At 59.4% G+C, this 18426-nt stretch carries 10 protein-coding genes; 7 read left to right on the top strand and 3 right to left on the bottom strand.

The window, feature by feature from the left end; genetic code table 11:
- Nucleotides 1-247: 247 nt before the first annotated feature.
- Together ACV1FX_RS39195 and ACV1FX_RS39200 are read left to right on the top strand one after the other, a co-directional pair.
- Complete coding sequence (locus ACV1FX_RS39195; RefSeq protein ID WP_473122866.1) at nt 248-544, top strand: biotin/lipoyl attachment domain-containing protein; 297 nt, start codon at nt 248-250, stop codon at nt 542-544.
- Nucleotides 545-731: 187 nt separating this feature from the next.
- Nucleotides 732-905 (top strand): hypothetical protein, encoded by a 174-nt coding sequence (locus ACV1FX_RS39200; protein ID WP_473122851.1) that lies wholly within the window; start codon nt 732-734, stop codon nt 903-905.
- A 652-nt stretch (nt 906-1557) separates the two neighbouring features.
- Here the strand turns inward: ACV1FX_RS39200 and ACV1FX_RS39205 are convergent.
- Both ACV1FX_RS39205 and ACV1FX_RS39210 read right to left on the bottom strand, forming a co-directional pair.
- On the bottom strand, nt 1558-4947 hold the full coding sequence (locus ACV1FX_RS39205) for a carboxyl transferase domain-containing protein (protein ID WP_473122852.1): 3390 nt from the start codon (nt 4945-4947) through the stop codon (nt 1558-1560).
- A gap of 72 nt (nt 4948-5019) precedes the next feature.
- On the bottom strand, nt 5020-6525 hold the full coding sequence (locus ACV1FX_RS39210) for an AMP-binding protein (RefSeq protein WP_473122853.1): 1506 nt from the start codon (nt 6523-6525) through the stop codon (nt 5020-5022).
- 1114 nt (nt 6526-7639) lie between these two features.
- Between ACV1FX_RS39210 and ACV1FX_RS39215 the strand changes: the two genes are divergently transcribed.
- Both ACV1FX_RS39215 and ACV1FX_RS39220 read left to right on the top strand, forming a co-directional pair.
- Nucleotides 7640-9124, top strand: a complete 1485-nt coding sequence (locus ACV1FX_RS39215) for an AMP-binding protein (protein ID WP_473122854.1) — start codon at nt 7640-7642, stop codon at nt 9122-9124.
- Between the two features lie 952 nt (nt 9125-10076).
- Nucleotides 10077-11633, top strand: a complete 1557-nt coding sequence (locus ACV1FX_RS39220) for an ABC transporter substrate-binding protein (protein ID WP_473122855.1) — start codon at nt 10077-10079, stop codon at nt 11631-11633.
- A 490-nt stretch (nt 11634-12123) separates the two neighbouring features.
- On the opposite strand, the gene ACV1FX_RS39225 is transcribed toward ACV1FX_RS39220, so the two are convergent.
- Entirely contained in the window at nt 12124-13008 is an 885-nt protein-coding gene (locus ACV1FX_RS39225) for a MaoC/PaaZ C-terminal domain-containing protein (RefSeq protein ID WP_473122856.1), read from the bottom strand.
- 1277 nt (nt 13009-14285) lie between these two features.
- On the opposite strand from ACV1FX_RS39225, the gene ACV1FX_RS39230 reads away from it, so the two are divergent.
- The 3 genes from ACV1FX_RS39230 (at nt 14286) to ACV1FX_RS39240 (ending at nt 18334) form a co-directional block, all read left to right on the top strand.
- The gene (locus ACV1FX_RS39230) at nt 14286-15461 is read left to right on the top strand and encodes an acyl-CoA dehydrogenase family protein (protein WP_473122857.1); all 1176 of its coding nucleotides are present in this window, start codon (nt 14286-14288) and stop codon (nt 15459-15461) included.
- A gap of 3 nt (nt 15462-15464) precedes the next feature.
- Entirely contained in the window at nt 15465-16601 is a 1137-nt protein-coding gene (locus ACV1FX_RS39235) for an acyl-CoA dehydrogenase family protein (RefSeq protein WP_473122858.1), read from the top strand.
- A 638-nt stretch (nt 16602-17239) separates the two neighbouring features.
- Complete coding sequence (locus ACV1FX_RS39240; RefSeq protein ID WP_473122859.1) at nt 17240-18334, top strand: ABC transporter ATP-binding protein; 1095 nt, start codon at nt 17240-17242, stop codon at nt 18332-18334.
- Nucleotides 18335-18426 lie beyond the last annotated feature (92 nt).

Genomic DNA, 18426 nt, shown 5'->3' on the forward strand with positions numbered 1-18426 from the left:
CCGCCTCAAGGAAGCTGCCGAGGCCCTTGCACGCAAAACCCAGTCAACCTAATAACCTCTCGTCCTGCTCCACAAGTGGGGGAGTTTGCGCGACCACAGGTGGGGGAGTTTGAAGTGACCGTCCGGGGAGGATCACAATGGTCTGGCCGGGCCGAGCGACACCGTACTGCTGTTGGCTTCAATGCAAGTCGTCTGGATCAGCGTCGACGAGGGCGATCTGCTGCGCACAGGTCAGCAGATCCTCGTGATGGAGGCGATGGAGAAGCAGCGCGTGATCAAAGCTACGATCGGTGGATGCCTGAAGCCGCTGAGGATCGCAACTGGCGACGCGATCCCCGAAGGCCATCCACTGGCGTACGTCGAGCCGAGCGACGACGCCGGACATGCGTCCGAGGATGATCATGAGATCGATCTCGATGGAAGTCCGGCCAGGTCTCGCAGAAGTGTTGGAACAGCATGCCAAGATCAGGCATATCAACCGGCCCGACACAGTCGCGAGATGCCGCCGGACGAACCGGCGCACGACCCGCGAGAACACCGATAACCTCGTCATCCCGGTGCGTTTCACGAGGACGGTGCACTGGTCGTTGCCGTACGGCGGACCACGACGCCTCTGGAGAAATTGATCGAAACGACCCTGGCGGACGGCCTATCCCGCGGAACGGTTGTTCGCCTTTAACCGCTTGGTCGCGGAACGGTACGAGCGTGGAAAAGCGGTCAACACAGCATCGATGTTCGAGATCGATGACGTGATCGACCCGGCTGATACCAGAGACTGGACTCCTGCAGGCGTAAGCTCGGGGCCGCCCTCGCCGACGCGCACCAGCAAGGAGCGGCCGTTTGTGGATGGCTGGAAGACCGACGTTGCAGAAACCCCCGATTCCGAGGCGCATTTTGGCTTTTGAACAAGTCTCTGGCATTCACGGCGAGTATCGTGACCCCAGCTATGGGAGGCTCTAATTGTCTACCTTGGCGGACTTCGAAGTCGCTTACGTCAACCGCAAGCACTGACGAGGCGGCGCCCACAGAAGAAATGACAGGAGCCGCGTCCCCCCGCCACGCTTTCGTTGGACTTGAGGCGGCATTTCAACGCCAGGCGCCGCGAAGTCGACGAGCGGCTCGGCTGGCGGCAGGCGACACGGACTAGATCGACACAGTGAGCGGGCCGCCGACATTCCGTGGAATGCCTTTCCTCTTCGGTGACGAAGTTGGCCCGCACGTGCTCGCGTTGCGTTCCCGGATATGCTCCCATCGTCATCGCGCTTTCTTCGGTGGCACCTAGCCAGGTAGTTGGAAAGGCTCACCGAGAGGTACGGATCAAGAAGCCGGCTTCGACGATGATGTGGAGAGCTGTCCACCCCGGACGCTCGCCGAGCGCTGGAACGCAACGCGCCGCCTGATGCCCGTTGAAACGGCGCTGGTACCGCAGCCCCGATTACCGGCCGCAGCTATGGCGTCCGCTTGGGCCAGCTCCGACGCGCACACCTCAACACAATTTGGGGAGCAAAGCCCCGATTTCAAACCGCGCTGCTGTCGGAACAACTCGGCGAACGGCCCTCACCACGTGTCGATGAAGGCTCGCTTCTTGCCCGTGCGCAGCGGCACAGCGGGGGTGCATTCGAGACCAGCGGCGATCCACCGGCGCGTATCAGCAGGATCAATCAAGTCGTCAAATTCGTAAACTGACGCTCCATTGACGGCGCGAGCCCATTCGTAGGCCTGCCCCAGCAGCTCCTCGTAGCGCGCCTTACGCTCTGCGACGTCCTCGATCGCGGCGAGCTCGGCGCGTCGGCCGAGCTTGACCTTGCCCTCCAGGCCCATGTCGGCGAATTCCCCAGTCGGCCAGGAAACAACAAACCGTGGAATCTGCAAGTCGCCCCCTGTCATCGCCATAGCGCCGAGGCCGTAGGCTTTACGCAAGACCACCGAGAAAATTGGAACCGAGAGGTTGCCGCCGGTGACGTACAGTCGGGCGCAATGGCGGAGCGTCGCCGTTTTCTCCGCCTCTGGTCCCACCATATTGCCTGGCACGTCGAGCATCGTAAGGATCGGGATATCGAAAGCATCGCACAGCTGCATGAAGCGGGCGGCCTTGTCGGCGGCGTCCGAATCCACTGCGCCCCCCGTCGGAGATAGACAGTTGTTGGCGATGACACCGAGAGGCCGTCCCTCCACCCGAATCATCGCTGTCACCATCGCCAACCCGAAGCGAGGGCGCAGCTCAAGCATGGAACCTTCGTCGGCTAAAGTTCGGATGATCTTCCGAACGTCGTAGGGCGCGCGCCGATTTTCCGGTATCGCGTGCCGGAGGATTCGCTGGTCCGGCTCTTTCCAATCGTTTAGGCGGCCCTGGAAGTACGAGAGATAACGCTTAGCGACTTGCACCGCCTCGGCCTCGTCCTCGACGACGATATCAATGACGCCGTTCGGCTCTTGGATCTCGACGGGGCCTACCTCTTTCGCTGTGAAGCGGCCAAGTCCACCCCCTTCGATCAACGCCGGGCCGCCGATCCCCATCGTCGTATCGCGGGTGGCGATGATGACGTCGCAAAGCGCCAGCACGACGGCATTCCCCGCAAAGCAGTTCCCGGACACAATGCCGACGACCGGTACCAGTCCTGATAGACGGGCCATGTGCCGAAAGCTCGCGTACTTCAACCCGCCCGCCGTCGTGGGCGGCGGCGGAGGCTCTCCGGGATAAACGCCCGGGCGCCCGCCTCCGCCCTCTGTAAAGAAGACCACGGGCAGCGTGGTATCCCGCGCCATCTCCAGCATTCGGTCCGTCTTCTCGTGCCCTTTGTTGCCTTGGGTGCCAGCGACGACAGAATAGTCATAGGACAAAATGGCGCAGCGCGATCGGTCCGCACCAAAAAGGTCGCCATTCACTCGACCGATCCCCATCACCAAGCCATCTGCGGGCGCCTTTGACAGCTTGGCCTCGAGGTCTTCTCGAGTTTCTCCATGTTGTCGAGAAGGAACCACGAGCGGGCCATACTCTAAGAACGTATCTGCATCGCACAAATCGTCGATATTCTCCCGAGCGGTTCGCTTTCCTTTAGCGTGGCGCTTTGCCCGCGCCGCCGCCCGCTCTTCGTCACCCGTCAGCGTGTGAAGGTGCCTCGCCAACGCGAGATCCTGCCTGACGAAGTCAAGATCTTCGGCGGTTTCCTCGATGGCCTCGCGATCCCCAACCTCAGCTGGTTCAATAAAGACGAGGGGTGCCCCTTCCAATATGGCGACCCCTGAGCGCGCCGGGATGCCAACCACCACGCCGCTAGCGGGCGAGGGGATCACGTGCTCCATCTTCAAGGCTTCGATGACGAGCATGGGCTGCCCGACCCGCACGGATTGACCAACCTCCACCTGCAACGTGGAGACGGTGCCCTGCATAGGCGCGCCGATTACGATCGCCCCCGTCGGGCCCGGCGTCTTAGCAGCAGCGCCGCTCTGTTGCGCCCCGCGCTCTCGACGAAGCGACAACACAGCGAGCGGATCGTCGGGATCGACGACCGCGCCAGCGGCGTTCACATCGTTGTCAGTGTCGGAAAAATATCGCTGGAGGTCCGGTGGCGACACCAACAATTCTGCAATGTGATCATCGATATAACGTGTATGTATTTCGCGTTTCTCAAGTGCATTGCTCTTAAGCAGAGCCTGTAGCAAGGAAATGTTGACCTCAACACCTTCAATTCTGAATTCGCTTAGGGCCCGCCGGGCGCGTGCAACTGAGGCCTTAAGAGTGGGGCCGTGGACGATCACCTTCGCAAGCAAGCTGTCGTATCGCGGGCTGGTCGCGTACCCAGCATAACCAAAGCCGTCGGTACGCACTCCGGGACCGCTCGGCGGTTCGTAGACGTCAATCACGCCTCCGGTCGGCCGACTTGAGCCGTCGGGCGCCATCCGTTCCATGTTGACGCGGAGTTGGACGGCGACCCCTCTGGGCGACACCGAGTTTGCAGACAGCCCGAGGTCTTGCAGGCTTGCACCGGCTGCGACGCGCAGCTGGGCCTCCACGAGATCCAATCCTAGGATCTCCTCAGTGACGGTATGTTCGACCTGTATCCGCGGGTTCGCCTCCATGAACACGAAGCGTTTCGCGTCGGTCGAGCTCGCATCGATCAGAAACTCCATGGTGCACAGGCCGCGGTAGTTGGCATGCTTTGCAAGCCGCACCGCCGCATCGAAAATCTCACCGCGGACGTTGTCATCGAGGCCAAAGGCGGGCGCTACCTCGACGAGCTTCTGGCGGCGCCGTTGAAGGCTGCACTCCCTATCCCACAGGTGCCGAATCCCGCCTCGGCCGTCCCCCAGTATCTGCACCTCAATGTGGCGCGCTCTGGGAAAGAGCTCTTCAATGTATAAATCCGGAGATCCAAACGCGGACAATGCTTCTGAGGCGCAGCGCTGAAAAGCCTCGGGCAGGTCCTCGACGCGTTCGACTGGGCGCATGCCCCGTCCGCCGCCGCCGGCGATCGCCTTCAGCATGACGGCGCGGCCCTCCCCGAGGTCGCGGAGAAAGCGATCGGCCTCTTCCAATGTGATCGCGCGATCTAGTCCAGGCAGCAGCGGCACTCCACACGCCTTAGCCGCGCGGCGCGCGGCCGCCTTATCGCCGAACAAATCCAGAGTGTCGGGTGTGGGCCCCACGAAAATCAGACCAGCCCGCTCACACGATCGCGCGAAGTCGGCGCTTTCACTCAGGAATCCGTATCCAGGATGAACAGCCTCGCAGTTCGTTTCGGCGGCAACTTTGAGAATTTGTTCAGTATTCAAATATGCGGCGACACCGTCGGAGCCCAGACTGCGCGCCTCATCCACCACCTTCACATGAAGCGCATCTGCATCGTCATTTGCGAACACGCCGACGCTGGTGATGCCGAGATCGGCGGCTGTGCGCGCTATGCGAATGGCGATCTCACCGCGGTTGGCGATCAAAATTTTCCGCATGGGTCGATGTCGTCCTTACTTTGATAACTGTTCGGGCATACTTCCGCAGCGCGGTTGTAAGATCCAAGCTGCTTAGCCCTGGTTAGCAGCCAACTTCGTTCGCGCAATTCGTTCATCACGCAGCTTGGTCCGACGAACCTTTCCCGCGTCATCGCGAAGAGGCTCATCCACGAACTCAAATGTTCGCGGGCGTTTGTAGCCCACCAGCCGGTGCTCGAGGTGCGCCAGTAACGTGTCTTGGGTCAGCCCCGGGCGAGCCTGAACGATGGCGTGAACGGTCGACCCCATGTCCTCGTCTGGCAAGCCTACCACGGCGCTCGACAGCACTAGTGGGTGCTCGTCGATCGCGGCTTCGACTTCAGCGGGATACACATTAGCGCCTCCGACCAGAATCATGTCAGTGAGTCTGTCGACAAGATAGAGGTACCCGTCAGCATCGAAATAGCCAATGTCACCCAAGGTTTCCCAGCCCCCCGGAAGACCGACAGGTGGCGGCGCGCCTAGGATCGTATAGCGTGCAGGTAAGCCCAAGGGGCCGCGCATGTAGATTTGCCCGACTTCGCCGACCGGCAATTTGTTTCCGTCAGGGCCGACAGCAATGATCTCCCCGCCGAGCACACGTCCAACGGAACCTCGGTGTTCGAGCCATTCGCATCCAGTAATTCTTGTCCAAACTTGAGTTTCGCTGCCGCCATAGAGCTCCAGAATCGCTTCGGGCCCCAACCAGCGAATGAAAGCTTCCTTTAGCCACGGCGGGCAGGGTGCAGCTAAGTGCCAGAGCGTTCTCAATGAAGATACGTCATATTGGGCTCGAACTTCTTCCGGAAGCCGCCAAATGCGGTTCATCATTGTCGGAACAAGATATGTCCACGTTGCCCTCCGACGCTGGATCTCAGCGAGCACAAGTTCGGCGTCAAAGCGGGGCATCAGCACGACATGGGCGCCTTTGACCAGTCCTTCCTGAGCAGACAGAAAAGGTCCTCCATGATAGAGAGGTGCAGGTATCACCATCGTATCCCCGGCTCCCACGCGCCATTGATCTTCCGTCGACAGCTTTCCGGCAGCGGGGACGTCAATGGATGTCACTCCGGGGAAGTTAGTGACTATGAGCTTCGGTCGACCCGTGGAGCCACCGGAAGTCATAGCCTTCACGCATGGGGCCACCCGCGTCGCCACCGACGCTTCGTCGTCGCACAGCGCGAGGAGGTCCTCGACAGTAACCCTTCGTCGGCTCGCCTCCATGTCAGGCAGGGCAATCACTACTCGTGGATCGGCCAAGTCGACAATCGCTTTCAATTCGAAGTTAGTGAGTCGGAAGGATACTGGTGTTGGTGTTGCTCCGATTTTCCACACGCCCCAGCAAGCCTGAACGAACTCGACCCCGTTTGGCAAACCGATGGCTACACGGTCACCCACATTGACGCCCAGAAGTTCAAGCGCCCGAGCGATGCGATTCGTCCGCGCCTCAAACTCCGCGTAAGTTAGGGTAACTTCGCCGCAACTGACCGCGGGAGCATTGGGTTGCATTTGGGCAAGTCGGGAGAGCTTCTCGCCCAAGGAAATCAAATTGTTGGTCATCAGTCGGTTCCAGTACAAACTGTCTTCAGCTCTATTTACTCCGGACCAAGCCGTTGAAGCCCAGGCGCCTTAAATGCAATGTAGAGAGCGTTCCGGTCTCGCTTGATGCATTCAGGCACGCAGCGACGCCGAAATTCGACGCTTGCTTGAGTTCTGCGAAGAATCTCTGCGTCAGCGCCGTGCAATTATGCTTTCTCAAATGATCTTTCCGAGGTCCGCTTGGTCGCGCATTGCACGCGCTAGTGGGATGCGCGAGCGCCGTTTCAGTCAGGCAAAGGTGAAGGGCGGCTCCCGCTAAGTTGCTACGGATGATCCTCGCCATTTAATCCCCTACGGCGTAGAAGCACCCATGCAGCGGCACTGGAAGCGGCGTATCGGCCAAGCGCGCATCGCGTGCAGCGGGAGCGCCGGGCCTAGCGCCAGCGTGTTGGGGAAATATCGCGATCGAGGACGAGCCCATTTGCGCAGAGCTGCTAATGCTGTGCGAGCGGCTTATTGCGAGATCAAGTACACCCTCTAATTAGCGCGTGACTCAACTCTGCGGAAAATTTAGACGCTCACGTCACATTTGCAGCCGGCTTTGACCATCGGACGTAATGTTGCGCAGTCAGAGCAGCAGAGCGGCTCGCGATAGTCGGCCTGCGATGACCGTATTGTATGATTTTCCGCACGGTCCACCCATTTCCGCCCCGCATGCACGCTATCAGCGACTACGTCATAGGCGTGAACATCGGTGGCGCACAGTTGATCCAAAAATGGAGGAACAAGTTTTAGCAGACATCGCTCTGATTTCATGCAAGGGACCGGATGTTTGCGATGTTTTGCTGCTAAATACCTCGATTTTGGATGATTTTAAGCTCCCTCTGAGAACTACCTTGAATGCCGATGTCAAATTCGATGAGCATGCCAGATCGGCACTTAAGCCAGCATAGGCTAGCATCCAATTATCACGGTTCCTCTCCTGTGCGTGCCTACGATCAACGCTGCATGGAGTTGTGCAAATTTGGAGAGTCTGCGTAAGTCTGACGAAGTTCGGCGACTTTGATCTTCGGCGAAATCCGATATCGAGACGCTGGCTTGTCATTGGTGAAGCGAAAATAATCCGAAACGAAAAATGCCAGAAGACATGATTTCCTTGGGCGAAAAATTGCTCCGCCGCGCCCAGGCGATGCCGGATGCCCCAGCTGTCACTTGCGGGGAGACCACCCTCAGCTGCGGCCAGCTAGAGGCGCGGACCAACCGCATCGCTCGCGCCCTGGAGAAATTGGGTGTTAAGTCCGGCGACCTAGTCACCATCGGATTACCCAACGGGATCAACTTCATCGAGGCTTGTTGGGGTGTCTGGAAGCTCGGCGCGACCCCGCAACCAGTGTCCTTTCGACTACCGAACGCCGAACTGCGCGCCATCGTCGATCTCGCTGCGCCCTCGGTGGTAATAGCGTCGCCGGCTTTGGAAACTGACCGGCGGCGCGTTACGGTCGACGACTTGCTTTCGCTATCCGACGATGAGCGGCCGGTTGAGCCGCGTGTCTCTCCGGTTGCATATGCTCTGACCTCCGGCGGGTCGACCGGTCGACCTAAGCTGATCCTCTCCGGCTCGCGCGGTGTGACGTCGGCGGCACCCAACAGCCCCACAGTCTGGCGCTTGGGTCCGCTCGACACAGCGCTGATTCCTGGGCCGCTCTATCACGGTGGGCCTTTCGCCTTCGCCATGCAGGCAGTGCTCGACAATGCCCATCTGGTGCTGATGCCGCGATTCGATGCCGAGGGGGTGTTGGCCGAGATCGAGCGGCGCAATGCGACTTGGGTGTATCTGGTGCCCACAATGATGAGTCGGATCTGGCGATTGTCGGAAGAGGTGTGGACCCGATATGACATCTCAACGCTAAAGACGCTCTGGCACTTGGCAGCACCCTGTCCGCCATGGCTCAAGGAGGCCTTCATCGGCTGGTTGGGACCCGAGGTGATCATGGAGATGTACGGCGGCAGCGAGAACATAGCTTATACCATAATCACCGGCTGCGAGTGGCTTCATCACCGCGGCTCTGTCGGTCGCGTGAAGGTGGGCGATATGAAGGCTTTCGATCCCGATGGCAATGAGCTGCCCTCAGGCGAGACGGGTGAGATCTACATGCGGCGACCGAACGATGCGGCGCCTGCCTATCGCTATCTTGGCGCGATGGCGCGCACCCTCCCGGGTGGTTGGGAGAGTCTCGGCGATATCGGCTACTTTGATGCTGATGGCTATCTCTACCTCGCGGACCGGCGCACGGACATGATTCTGGTTGGCGGCGCTAACGTTTATCCGGCCGAAGTCGAGGCGGCGATCGACGAGCACCCCTTAGTGGTGTCGAGTGCTGTGGTCGGCCTGCCGCACGAGGACATGGGCTCATCCGTGCACGCCATCGTCCAGCCGCGCGCGGGTCTGACTGAGGAGAAGCTCCTGGCGCATCTGGCGGAGCGGCTCGTAACCTATAAACATCCGCGCACCATCGAGTTCGTCGATGAGCCTCTCCGCGATGATGCTGGTAAGGTCCGCCGGACGCAGCTGCGTGACCAGCGCATCGCCCGAATGAAGTCGGCAATCGACCAAACATAATCAGACCGCTTGCTAAATGAAATCTGATTGGATGCGAACGCAACCTGATCTTTAGAGCCTTGAAGAGGAACCCACGATCACAAACACCGCCATGGCCGACCGATCTCGCCGAAAAGGAAAGTCACATCGGTGTGCTGCGCCAGACGATGCAATTGATGGCCCAACGCTCGATGGAGGTCGATGCCGAAGCGCGCAGCGCCGCCTCCCACGATAAAAAAGCTTGAGCCGATCGATAGCCGCAACCTGGCACACGCGTGCCGGCAGCTAAGACCCACGTGCACGAGATCTCCACCCGCTCGGGGGATGATCTGATCTGATCAAGGGGCTGGGCCTGAGCGGCGCGTCCAAGAACCGGGTCAGCCGATTGTGCGCTGACCTCAAGCAGCGCCATCAAGGGCGACCGGCCATACCTGCCTATCGTCGCACCGACCTTCGTGAACCGCCTGTTTGCGTGAAGCTGGTCACCAGCGACTGTCATGAGGAGATCGAAGCTGGTGCGGCAAGGTGCCCAAGGTCACGCTGCCAGCGCTGCCGCGCGTGCACTTCATGCGCATGCTCTGGCAGACGTGGGCAAAACGAAGCGTGTATGGTGGACCGCGATCGGGACGGCTTTGTTCGAAATCGCGCGGATGCAGCACGTATGCAGTGGCAACAGGGGCTGATCATGTACGATCCAAGTGCGGTGGCCCCGATTAATTTTCACTTAATTGACAGCAGATACTCGCCGTCTCATTTTTGCAAAACCAGTCCAATCTTGCAGTAATTCCCTGAGTTCGAGGGGATTGCGTCGCTTTTACACTCGATCAACCGCTTAGAGTTTAGGCGAGGAGTTCGTGCGTCGAGGGGGTCGTGCTTCCGAAGCTTTGAATGACCGCCGTGCTGCACCGAACTTGGCCAACTTCGGAATTGCAATAGCCTAGCGCTATTGGTTGAAATTGTTCGAGGAGATGTGATGATCAATTTTCGTGTTTCCGCGATGGCTTGCGCCTTGTTCGCTCTCAGTCCAGTGGCTTATGTGCAAGCAAAGGATACGCTTGTTGCGGCGCTCGCAGCGGAGCCGACAGCGCTCGATCCAACGAAGGCCGTTGCTGGCGCGGATTGGTATTTTTTCGGGCAAGTATTTGAGCAGCTGGTCCGGTTCGGGCCTGATTTGAAGGCGGTGAACTGGCTTGCGGACTCATGGAGCGTCCAAGGAACCGCGGAGAAGCCGATCATTGATGTATATCTGCGTGAGGACGTCAAGTTTCACAATGGCGACCCGCTAACCTCTGCGGACTTCGAGTTCGCCTACGAGCGGCTGAAGGACCCCAAGATCTCGCGCCTATCCCACTTTCAGGAGAGTGTCGAAAAGTTCGAGATCGTCGATGATCATCACTTCAAGCTGCATTTTAATGCGCCGGACGGTAACTACATAGCGAACTGCCTTCAGCTCTGGGCGATTCCCAAGAAGTACTTCGAGAAGGTAGGTGAGGAAGGCTTCGCCAAGGCACCGGTGGGCACCGGTCCGTGGAAATTCGTGTCGCGCTCGATCAAGGAAGACATGAAGTTCGAGGCGTTCGACGAATACTGGAACAAGGACGCACGACCGAAGGTCAAGAACCTCGTCTTGAAGTTCATTCCTGAAGATATGACCCGGATCGCTGCATTCAAGTCGGGGGCTGTTGACTGGATCGACTCGGTACCGGTGTCGTCTGTGGATGAGATCAAGAAGATGCCTGGGGTGAAAACCTTCTCAGCGCCTACTGTGAACAATCTCTACATTGATTTTCCGGCCTACAAGCCCGGGTCACCCTTCAGCAAGCTGAAGGTGCGACAAGCGGTTGCTCATGCGATCGATATGGACGCGATCATCAAGAACGTTCTGTTCGGGCAAGGCGAGCGCTACGCCGAGGTTTGGCATGGCTCTACGGGCTACGATCCAGCGCTGAAGCCCTACGCGTACGACGTTCGCCAGGCAAAGCAGTTGCTTGCAGAGGCTGGCTATCCGCGCGGCTTCGAGACCCCGTGCTACAACCTTATCACGCCGCGCGAGCCCAACGTGAAGGAGTACGGCGAAGCGGTGTTTGCGTATCTCGGCGCCGTCGGCATTAGCTGCAAGGTGCAGGGCCTCGAGTATTCGGCGTGGCTCAAGCTTCTCTTCCGCACTCCCACCGGCCCCCTAGATGGTATCGTGATGAATATGTATGGTCACGGCCTGCCGGGTGATCCGGCAGAGCCGTGGGCAGGCATGCTGCACAGCTATGTTCCTGGTAAGGGCTTTGGCCTTACTTCGCAGACTGACGATCCTAAAGCCGACGCAATGATCGAGGAGTTGAAGTCGACGGTGAACCCGGACAAGCGGGTGGACCTCATCAAGCAGATTGGCCACTACAAGCATGAAAACGTGCTGGGTGGGGTGCCCACGTACCGCCCAATCATCACGCTAGCTTGGCGCGACAACATCGAATTTCGACCGTGGCCTTTCCCGGGGTCGTGGCGTGCGTTTCAGGAAGTCAGCTTTAAGCAGTAGTCCACTCTCTCCGTTGACGAAAATGCGAGGAGCCGAACGAAATGGTGATTGCCTAACGATAATGGGATCCGATGCAACCCAGTCGGCCGATCGCATCGGCGCCGACAGTTGGATCTCCACGCTGCGCGTCACCGTCCTTGCGCCGATATTCTTCAATCAGGGCTACGCGACAACTAGAGGCGCAGCTCTGAGAAGAAGCAGATGGCGATCAGCGGTGACGCCAGTCCCACTGGCATCGACTGTGACCGTGGCCGCGCTCTTGGCTGTGATAGATATGCGTACCGAGCCTCGAAGGTGGCGCTCGTCGAGATATCGCACGAGGAACATCCGCATCCGCGTCACTCATCTCAAGCAAAATCCGTAGAGCGCGGCGGTCACTTCCAGCGGCGGAGCAAGAAGGTGTATCGCCTGTCGATGGCGCAGCTGACAGCCGACCTCTGCTGGGGAGTGATAGGAGACGGAAATCAGCCGCCGCTGCGAAGCCGCGCGCCTAGGCGCGCAGCACGGTCTTACCGTTCTTGATCACCGTCACACCGCGATCGATTACGCGGGCCTCGAACGAAATCACGTTGAGGTCTTGCCAAAGATCGACAGTGATAGCATCGCCGGGGAACACCGGTGCCGAGAAGCGCGCTTGGTGGCTCAGGATTCTTTTGGGATCGTAATCGCAGAACTCCTGCAGCACCGCGCGGCAAGTGATGCCGAAGGTGCACAGGCCATGCAGGATCGGTCGCGAGAAGCCGGCCTGCTTGGCGACTTCGGGATCAGAATGAAGCGGATTGAAGTCGCCATTCAGCCGATAGAGCAGCGCCTGGTCTGCCCGGGTATCAAACAAGGCCGACAGGTCCGGCTTACGTTCCGGCACTGGGTGCGGCTCGGGCGCACCCTGTGCCGGCCCGCCGAAGCCTCCGTCGCCGCGGGCGAAGGTGGAGCCGGTGAGAGTGACCACCTTCTCGCCCTTTTCGTCGGTCCACACGGTCTCGTCGACGACGACCGCGCCCCTCTCCTTGCCCTTATCGTAAGCGCCGATCGTGCGGCTGATGGCTGTGATCGTGCCGGACGACGGCAATGGCTTGTGCAGCTCGACTTTCTGCTCGCCATGGACCAACATCAGGAGATTCAGTTCACTAATCCGGAGGCCTGACTTCTGGTCTGCAGCGGGCCTAATTGGCCGTCCCCTAGCCGATGCCAGCACCGTGGCAACGGTCGGAGCAACCTTGAGATCCTTCTCGTACACGAATGGTAGCTCACGCTCATTCATTGGATCGTGACCCATGCCGATACCCAGCGCGTACAGCATTACGTCCTTCTCGCCGTAGGTAAAGATGCGCGGCTCGGTCTTCTGCTCCAGGATGTCGGGATAGTAGATCGGCATGGAATATCCTCCGGTATTTTGGCTCAACAAGGGTTAGTCAATCCCATGTGTTTTAATCCGCCATCAACTGTGGCCCTGGATCATCTCTTGGGACATGTCTCATCGACGGTCGGCCGCCGTTCAATCACCGCAGCGAAGAAGCCAATAGGGCGTTTCTAGCTGAACTTGGTACCACCGCCTGCTGCCTGTCACGCGATTATTGACGCGGCCGAAACGTCGCAGCGTTACTCAGTTTTCTGCGGCTTTCGCTTTCCGTCGTCACCCGTCGTGAGGGCAATTCGGGAAATGTCGCCGTGACTTGCTGGAGCGGTCGCGCCGGACATCGTGTCTCGTTTTCAGACCGCCAGCTTCATCTAAGAATGAAACTAGAAACTGAGGCGATCTCGATACGGCCTGCGATGCTGCGGGCGATTGCGCTTTCCGAGTCGCTGCTCGAATATCCGCGCGCCGCTCAAGCTAGCCTTATCAGCCATCAATACAATTGGCAGCCTGACAGCTCCACCTGAATACGATATGTGGTGACCACAACAGGTTTGAAGTTTACCAGCCAAAGTGATTCGGCCCGCTCATTGCGGGCTCTCCCTAGTTTCGGCATTCTTTGAAGCTAGCCGCCCTGGTGCTCCGATTAGCCCGTGAGTTTTGCTAGTTGCGCGGCATTTGTGCATTCTTGTGAGGTCACCTGCAGTTTTCCCGCTTTAGGGTTGGAATGTCGATCACTCCCGCTCGAGGGTTCGTCTCGACCGCTTGAGTTCCGAAGTAGGAGGCCCGCTGCGAGGCCGATGCCGACACTCAACCGAAGCGCTGCCTAACGCCTTCGACGTATCGCCTGATTAAGGAATTTGCACGTCTCTCCGACTGAGATGCGGCACTGGCAGACATATGTTGAAATCAGCCTCTGCCGGCGGTCCCGAATTGCATCGCTAAATGCGAGAGTGCACCCTTCTTGCTGCAAGACTGCACGAAGCTGCCAGAACTTAGCGATTTTATGCGCTGAGGGTACGTTAGCGTCGTCGTTGTTAGATGATGATGCACGGGGCCACGTGCAGCAAGGTCCATATTTGAAAGGGTAGAATGGCTGAACGATATCCGACGTGCGGCCTAGCCTTGGAAAAGGCCAGCACCGGGGCAGTCCCCGCCTACCTCGACAGCTGTTCTGGGACAAGACGAGTTCGCTTCAGAACATCGCCCGCAGGCTGAGGCGGCGAGTACTGCAGGCAATACGTACAAAATGTCAAAGCAGCCCGAGAGGAAGGCGGCAAAAGCGGAAGGCACGCAAAGTGAATAATGTTGAGAAGTTTCGCCAGGAGACGCGCGCTTGGCTCGATGCGAACTGCCCGCCGGAGATGCGCCAGCCAGTTCGTTCCGAAGACGACCTCGTGTTGGGTGGGCGACGCGCTGTCTATAAGGACCCGGCCCAAAAGCTCTGGTTGGACCGCATGGCGGAGAAGGGCTGGACGGCGCCGGACTGGCCCAGGTCTTACGGTGGCGGCGGGCTTTCTCCGGAGGAGACAAAGATTCTACAAAGTGAGATGAGTCGGCTTGGTTGCCGCGATCCATTGAGTTCGTTCAGCCTATCCACACTTGGGCCGACGCTGCTCAGATACGGCACCGAGGAGCAGAAGCGAGAGCACCTGCCAAAATTGGTTCGCGGTGAAATCTTCTGGTGCCAAGGCTATTCAGAGCCGGGCGCAGGTTCCGATCTTGCTTCACTAGCCACCCGCGCGGAGGACCATGGCGACCACTTCCTTGTGAGCGGCCAGAAGATCTGGACCAGCGACGCCGATAAGGCCGACTGGATCTACTGCTTGGTGCGAACCGACGCATCGAACAAGCACAATGGCATCTCATTCCTGCTCTTCGATATGGAAACGCCGGGGGTCTCGACCAAGCCCATTAAGCTGATCGCCGGGCACTCGCCATTCTGCGAGACATTCTTCGATAACGTGAAGGTACCGAAGAAGAACTTAGTTGGCGAGTTAAACAAAGGTTGGGACGTCGCCAAATATTTGCTGAGTCACGAACGTGAGAGTCTTTCTGACTTAGGTGCCGGCCAGCTGTCGCTCGGCGAGATGGCCAAACGGATAGTCGGTGTCGAACCGAACGGTCGGCTGGACGATCCCGTTTTGCGGGCGCGCATCGCTCTCTTCGAGGTTCGGGATCTGGCGTTTAGGGCCATGTCTGAGCGCTTTGTGGACGAATTGAAGTACGAGCGGGCGCGTCCCGAACAGGCTTCCGTCATGAAGTACCTTGGGACCGAGCTGAACAAGCAGCGTCATGAACTGATGATGGACGCCGAAGGATCGGACGCGCTGGAGTGGGAGAGCGAGCGATCTCGCGGCGGCGCCAACGCGCGTGCGTGGCTCCGCACCAAGGCCAATTCCATCGAAGGCGGTACCTCGGAGGTGCAGCTCAACATCATCGCCAAGCGCATCCTTCAGCTACCTGGAGCCTGAATCTTGCCTCTCTTCCACACCGAAGACCAGACGATGCTCGCCGACACCGTGCGGCCGTTCCTTGCGGAGCAAGCGCCGGTTCGCCACATGCGCGCACTGCGGGATGCCGGCGATAGGACCGGCTTCTCCCCCGACCTCTGGAAGCGTTTCGCTGAACTCGGCTTTAACGGCGTCCTGATAGACGAAGCCGACGGCGGCTTAGGGCTGGGCCACGTCGAGGCCGGAATCGTGCTGGAGGAGATTGGCCGAAACCTGACGCCTTCGCCGTTCCTCGCGACCGCGGTAGGTGCGGTCACGGCGCTGCGGGACGGCTCGGCGGCCCGGCGGCAAGCTTGGTTGCCGCGGATTCTGGCCGGCCAGGCGGTAGGTGTGCTGGCCATCGAGGAGTCCGCCCGCCATCGGCCTGAGCGGATCGCGCTGCGGGCGCAGCGAGTCGGCAACGGCTTTCGTCTCATGGGAGAAAAGCGCTTCGTGACGCACGGCCACGTGGCCGACTTCTTGATCGTCGCGGCCCGGACCGCCGGCTCCTGCGAGGAGGAGATGGGCGTCACGCTCTTCTTGGTTGAAAACCACGTAGCGAATCTCACGGTCGAGGCCGACCGGCTCACCGACGCGAGCCTCGCCGCGCGTTTGAAGTTTGATGGCGTGGAGGTTCTCAAAGAAGCAGTCATCGGCGAAGTTGACCGCGGGTTTGTCGGCCTGACGAAGGCGCTTAGCGCACTACGCGCCGGCGCCTCGGCTGAGATGGTGGGGGTAGGCTCGGGCGCCCTCGACATGACCATAGGCTATCTCAAGCAGCGGAAGCAGTTCGGTCGCCTGATCGGCTCGTTCCAGGCACTGCAGCATCGCGCCGCCCATCTCTACGCGGAGATGGAGCTGGCCCGTGCCGCCGTGCTCAAGGCCCAGCAGCTGCTCGACCGCGGCGAAGTCGGTGCTGAGCAGTCCGTTATGGTAGCCAAAGCGACGACTGGCATGGCTAGCGCGCTCGCTGTTCAAGAAGGCATTCAGATGCACGGCGGCATTGGTATGACCGACGAGTATGATGTCGGCCTCTACATGAAACGACAGCGAGTGCTGGGTGAGCTGTTCGGCGACGCCGACTACCATGCGGACCGCTTGGCGCAGCTTGCGGGGTACTAAGGCCGGAAGATGTCGCCCTCCTGCGCGTCCGGAGCGGGGTGATCGAGGATCCGCTCAGATCGTTGCCGTTGAACCCGTCCGTCAGACGTCTTCCCAATCCCGCTGCGCCGCTTCTCGAATGGGACAGAATCCACTGCAAGCGCATGGAAGCGGAGCGCTCGGTGAGCGCGCAACGCAACGCCGATATTGAAGTCTGGCACGCCCCAGAATCGTTGGATCCAAGGTGGCGATTATTTAATACCGGACCTCGCGGGCGCTTCCGCGAGGCCGTTGCTGTTCGCCAAAGGAGAGGGCGGCCAACCGTCATACATTGATCAGTATTCCCGATCTGACACAAAGCTTCAGATTTCTCTGGTTCGGTGCAGAATTTTGGTCGTCCCTGCAGCCAGATTGATGGAAATCAGCTCTGTCAACCGGATAGATATTTTTTTGCGAACGATAAAAGCCCTTTGTCAACCACAAGGTCGGCAAGGCAAAAATGCAGGTGGGAAAACAGTGCATCAACCGCGGGCGCCCCATGGAGGCGTATCCTTGCACACAGGCCACCCCAATCCGCTAAGAGCAAGATCGTGGCCTGGCCGCCGACGGCCGCTGCTGTATTGGCAGCGCCAAGACCCACTGGGGAGGGAATAGGGTCGATGCCAGGCACAAACAGCGCCTTTGTAAAGTTTTCCGGCGTTCAAAAAACTTATGATGGCGAAACCCTGGTCGTTAAGAACCTCAACTTGGACATTGCCCAAGGCGAGTTTTTGACGATGTTGGGGCCTTCCGGCTCAGGCAAAACGACAACCCTCATGATGCTCGCGGGTTTCGAGGCGCCCACTCAAGGCTCGATCCTGCTAGCGGGGCGATCCATCGAGAAAATGCCGCCGCACAAGCGCGACATCGGGATGGTATTTCAAAATTACGCGCTTTTTCCGCATATGACGGTGGAAGAGAACCTCGCTTTCCCACTCAAAGTGCGCAGGCTTGGCAAGTCTGAGATCGAGATCAGGATCAAGCGGGCGCTAGACATGGTTCGCCTCGGCCCCTATCGCTGGCGCCGGCCGCGCCAGCTTTCCGGTGGTCAGCAGCAGCGCGTCGCGCTAGCCCGCGCGCTCGTCTTCGATCCGAGGCTGGTTCTGATGGACGAGCCGCTGGGCGCGCTGGACAAGCAGCTGCGCGAGCAGATGCAGCTCGAGATCAAGCATATCCACGAGGATCTCGGCGTCACAGTCGTCTATGTGACGCATGATCAGAGTGAGGCGTTGACCATGTCCGACCGCATAGCGGTGTTCAACGACGGGGTGATCCAGCAGCTCGCTGCGCCGGCCGAACTCTACGAGCGGCCGCAGAACGCGTTCGTCGCCCAGTTCATTGGCGAGAACAACCGGCTGCGAGGGAAAGTCGTCGCGATGCACGGCGCGACCTGCAGGGTGGAGTTACCGGGTGCCGGCAACGTGCAGGCGCTAGCCATCAACGTCAAGGCGGTCGGTCGGCCAACCGTACTGTCGTTGCGACCGGAGCGGGTGAAGCTCAATCCGCCGCCGGGCTCGCTGCCCAATGTTTTTAGCGCGCGGGTTACGGAGCTGATCTATTTGGGCGATCACGTGCGCACTCGCGTCTCCGTGTGCGGCCATGATGATTTTGTCGTCAAGCTGCCGAATTCGGAAAACATGACGCAGGTCGGGCCTGGCACGGAAATCACCATAGGCTGGCGAACCGAGGATTGTCGGGCTCTCGACGCGCCGTGAGGACAACCTGGCTTTGCCGCGAGCAAGGTAGGCTGCGCTTTTGGCGACACCATCAAGATGGCAAAGAAGGAAGAGGCGATGATGAGAAAGTC

The organism is Bradyrhizobium ingae (genome assembly GCF_055791185.1).

Bases quoted from the DNA above. Each gene is read 5' to 3' on its own strand.
- ACV1FX_RS39195 (WP_473122866.1), top strand. From the start codon at position 248: ATGGAGGCGATGGAGAAGCAGCGCGTGATCAAAGCTACGATCGGTGGA.
- ACV1FX_RS39200 (WP_473122851.1), top strand. From the start codon at position 732: ATGTTCGAGATCGATGACGTGATCGACCCGGCTGATACCAGAGACTGG.
- ACV1FX_RS39205 (WP_473122852.1), bottom strand. From the start codon at position 4,947: ATGCGGAAAATTTTGATCGCCAACCGCGGTGAGATCGCCATTCGCATA.
- ACV1FX_RS39210 (WP_473122853.1), bottom strand. From the start codon at position 6,525: ATGACCAACAATTTGATTTCCTTGGGCGAGAAGCTCTCCCGACTTGCC.
- ACV1FX_RS39215 (WP_473122854.1), top strand. From the start codon at position 7,640: ATGCCAGAAGACATGATTTCCTTGGGCGAAAAATTGCTCCGCCGCGCC.
- ACV1FX_RS39220 (WP_473122855.1), top strand. From the start codon at position 10,077: ATGATCAATTTTCGTGTTTCCGCGATGGCTTGCGCCTTGTTCGCTCTC.
- ACV1FX_RS39225 (WP_473122856.1), bottom strand. From the start codon at position 13,008: ATGCCGATCTACTATCCCGACATCCTGGAGCAGAAGACCGAGCCGCGC.
- ACV1FX_RS39240 (WP_473122859.1), top strand. From the start codon at position 17,240: ATGCCAGGCACAAACAGCGCCTTTGTAAAGTTTTCCGGCGTTCAAAAA.